General features: G+C 75.4%; 2 protein-coding genes and 1 pseudogene. All 3 read right to left on the bottom strand.

Features of this window, described 5'->3' with window-relative positions; all coding sequences use genetic code 11:
- Positions 1–156: 156 nt before the first annotated feature.
- On the bottom strand, positions 157–771 hold the full coding sequence (locus ACFV61_RS35015) for a TetR/AcrR family transcriptional regulator (RefSeq protein ID WP_063351803.1): 615 nt from the start codon (positions 769–771) through the stop codon (positions 157–159).
- A gap of 128 nt (positions 772–899) precedes the next feature.
- Positions 900–2,528: a thiamine pyrophosphate-binding protein gene (locus tag ACFV61_RS35020; RefSeq protein ID WP_380496146.1), complete on the bottom strand. Its 1,629-nt coding sequence runs from the start codon at positions 2,526–2,528 to the stop codon at positions 900–902.
- Between the two features lie 131 nt (positions 2,529–2,659).
- Positions 2,660–3,637: pseudogene (gene speB, locus ACFV61_RS35025) on the bottom strand (agmatinase); the annotation flags it as partial.
- Positions 3,638–3,872: the final 235 nt, after the last annotated feature.

Here is a 3,872-nt window from a genome sequence, read left to right on the forward strand (position 1 = left end):
ATCAGATGGCGGCCACGGCGCGGAATCGCCGTGACCTCGGCCACCGGCCACCGCCGGGCCCCCCCAAGCGCGGGGGCGGGGGGGGGGACCACGACCCCCCCCCAGACCCCGTGGCCCCCCCCCCCCCCCCAGGGGCGCCCGGTACCCGCCTCGGCGTCAGGGTGTGCGGGTGTGCAGTGCGGGGGCGGGGCAGGGCAGCGGGCGGGCCCCGGCGGGGGTGAGGCCGTCGAGGACCAGGGCCAGGTAGCGGCGCCAGCCGTCCTCGTGGGGTTCCATCGTCCACAGCACCGAGACCAGCATGACGACGACGCGGTGCAGGTCGTCGGGTACGAGGTCGGCGCGGATCACACCTGCGTGCTGACCGCGCGCCAGGAGGGCGTCGAGGGCGGCGAAGAACTCCTGCCCGGTCGCCGGGGTCAGGACGCCGGCGGAGCGGGCGGCGGCCAGCACGTTGTAGTCGCCGGCCACCGATTCCAGTGCCGCTTCCAGGACGCGGGCCAGTCCGGAGGCGGGGTCGGGGTCGTGGGCGGCAGCCTGGATGACGGGGCGGACGTTCTCGCCGAAGCGCTCGTCCAGTACGGCCCGCAGCAACGCGGCCTTGTCGGGGAAACGGCGGAAGAGCGTGGCGGCCCCGACGCCGGCCCGGCGTGCCACGTCGTCGAGGAGGGCGTCGGGGCCTTGTTCGGTGAAGACCTCCCGGGCAGCCCGGATGATCTTTTCCGCGTTGCGGGCGGCGTCGGCGCGCAGCAGCCGGGGGGAGTCGAGGGCCATTGCGGCAGCCTATCCAAGGGCCGGCGGAACGGCGTCGGACGGTCCGGGGTCGTGGTGGTGTGGGGCAGATGGGGGGAGTGCGCCGGGCGGCGGGGACGGGGGCCGGGCCGTCGCGCTCCCTCCGTGGTTCAGCCGTCCAGGTGGGTGGGCGCGAACATCCGCAGCAGGGCGGGCAGGACCAGCACGTTGGGGCCCGGGGCGGCGAGTGCGGCGGCCAGGTCCCGTGCGAGGTCGTCGGGTGTGGTCATGGCGGCCGGGACGCCGAAGGAGTCGGCCAGACGGACGAAGTCCGGGCGGGCCAGTTCGGTGGCGGTGGCCTCGCCGAAGGCGCCCGTCATGTACTCGCGCAGGATGCCGTAACCGCCGTCGTCGATGATCAACCAGGTGACGTTGAGGCCTAGTTGGCGGGCGGTGGCGAGTTCGGCGAGCGAGTACATCGCGCCGCCGTCGCCGGAGACGGCGAGGACCGGGCGGCCGTCCGTGGCGACGGCGGCGCCCAGTGCGGCGGGGTAGCCGTAGCCGAGGCCGCCGGCGCCCTGGGCGGAGTGCATCGCTCCGGGGCGGCGGGCGTCGAAGGCGGACCAGGCCCAGTAGCCGAGGATCGTCATGTCGAAGAAGACCGGCGAGTCGTCCGGTAGCGCGTGGCGAACGGATGCCAGCAAGTCCTGTTCGAGTTCCAGCCCCTGGCCGTCGATCCGCTCCTGGACGCGCTTGAGCAGTTCGGCGGTCACCGCCTCGGCCCGTCCGTCCGGTACGGCGGCCGGTACCGAGTCGGAGAGGGCGGCCAGGGCGAGGCGGGCGTCGGCGTGGATGCCGAAGGCCGGGTGGTTGGCCTCCAACTTGCCCGCGTCGGCCTCGATCTGGATGATCCGGCCGCGCGGCGCCATGGTGTGGTAGTTGCTGGACAGTTCGCCCAGGCCGGAGCCGACGACGAGCAGGACGTCGGCGTCCTCCAGCAGGTCGGTGGTGTGGCGGTCCTCCAGCCAGGAGCGCAGCGACAGCGGGTGCTCCCAGGGGAAGGCCCCCTTGGCGCCGAAGGTGCAGGCCACCGGGGCCCGCAACAGCTCGGCCAGCCGCAGCAGTTCGTCACTGGCTGCGGCCCGGACCACACCGCCTCCGGCCAGGATCACCGGGCGTTCGGCCTCGGCCAGCAGCACCGCGGCCTCGGCGATCAGCTCCGGGCGGGGGACCGGTGGTCGGGGTTCGGCGCGCAGCCCGGTGACCGGCGGTACGGTCACCGGCGCGAGCAGGATGTCCTGCGGGATCTCCACCCACACCGGCCCGTACGGCGCGCTGAGCGCCGACTCCCAGGCGGCGGCCAACGCGGAGGGGATCTGCGCGGGGGTGCGGGCGGTGTGCACGGACTTCACCACGTCGCGGAAGCTGGCCTGCTGGTCGACGAGTTCGTGCAGATAGCCGCGCCGCCGCCCACCCAGTCCGGCCGAGGGGATCTGGCTGGAGACGGCGAGCACCGGCACCGAGGCGGCGGCGGCCTCCTGGAGCGCGGCCAGCGAGGTGAGCGCGCCGGGCCCGGTGGACAGGAACAGCGGGGCCACCGTCCCGGCGGTGCGGGCGTAGCCGTCGGCGGCGAAGCCGGCGTTGTTCTCCACCCGCAACCCCACGTACCGCAGGTCGGAGCGGCGCAGCGCGTCGAACAGGCCGAGGGCGTGCTGGCCGGGCAGGCCGAAGACGCAGCGGGCGCCGAGCGTGGCGAGTGACTCGACCACCAGGTCGCCGCCGTTGCGGAGGTGCGTCATGCGCGCACCTCGCCGGTGGCGTCGTGGGATTCCGTGCGGGCGTCGGTACGGGCACCGGCGCGGCCGTCCGGTTGTCCGTCCGGTTGTCCGTCGGTGCGGTCGCCCGCGCCGGCTCGCGGACCTGGCTCCGTCCGTTCGCTCGCGATCTGGCGGGCCATCAGCGTCGTCAGCTCGTAGGCGGTGTGCGAGGCGGCCACCGCGGTGATCTCTGCGTGGTCGTACGCGGGCGCGACCTCGACCACGTCGGCGGAGACCAGGTGGCAGCCGCTCAGGCCGCGCAGGATCTCCAGCAGTTCGCGCGAGGTGAGTCCGCCGGCCTCGGGGGTGCCGGTGCCGGGGGCGTGCGCCGGGTCGAGCACGTCGATGTCGATGGAGATGTACAGGGGGCGGTCGCCGACCCGCTCGCGCAGCTGCTGGGCGACCTCGTCCACGCCGCGCCGCATGACGTCGGCGGAGGTGACGATGCCGAAGCCGAGCTTCTCGTCGTCGGTGAGGTCCTGCTTGCCGTAGAGCGGCCCGCGGGTGCCGACGTGGGAGAGGGCGGAGGTGTCCAGGATTCCCTCCTCGACGGCCCGGCGGAACGGTGTGCCGTGGGTGTACTCGGCGCCGAAGTAGGTGTCCCAGGTGTCCAGGTGGGCGTCGAAGTGCAGCAGCGCGACCGGCCCGTGCCGGCGGGCCACGGCGCGCAGCAGCGGGAGTGCGATGGTGTGGTCGCCGCCGAGGGTCATCAGCCGGGCGCCGGTGTCCAGCAGTTCGCCGGCGGCCGCCTCGACGGTGTCGACCGCCTCGTGGATGTCGAACGGGTTGGCGGCGATGTCCCCGGCGTCGGCGACCTGGGCGAGCGCGAACGGCGAGGCGCCCTGGGCCGGGTTGTAGGGGCGCAGCAGCCGGCTGGCCTCGCGGATCGCGTTGCCGCCGAAGCGGGCGCCGGGCCGGTAGGAGACGCCGGTGTCGAAGGGCACGCCGACGACCGCGACGTCCGCGCGCGGGACCTGGTCGATCCGGGGCAGGCGGGCGAAGGTGGCGGGCCCGGCGTAGCGCGGTACCCGCGAGGAGTCGGTGGGGCCGAGCGGGCTGAGCGGGGCGTGGGGGTCGGGGGCGATGCTCATGGCTGCTCCTGTCGGGCGGGGCGGGGCGGCGTCGGGGCGAAGTCGGGGAGTCGGCGTGGAGGTGTCGGCGGGCGGGCGTTGCGCCGGGTCGACGGGGTCAGTTCGCGTGGTCGGGGGCGATCCGGTCGGCGAGGCGCAGGAGGGGGGGGGGGGCCGCCCCGCCCCCCCCGCCCGCGGGGGCGGGGGGGGGGGAGCGGGAGCGGGGGCGCACGAGGGGGGGGGGGGGGTGGGGCGG

The sequence above is a fragment of the Kitasatospora sp. NPDC059817 genome (assembly GCF_042731835.1).
In the GTDB taxonomy this organism is placed as follows: Bacteria; Actinomycetota; Actinomycetes; order Streptomycetales; family Streptomycetaceae; genus Kitasatospora.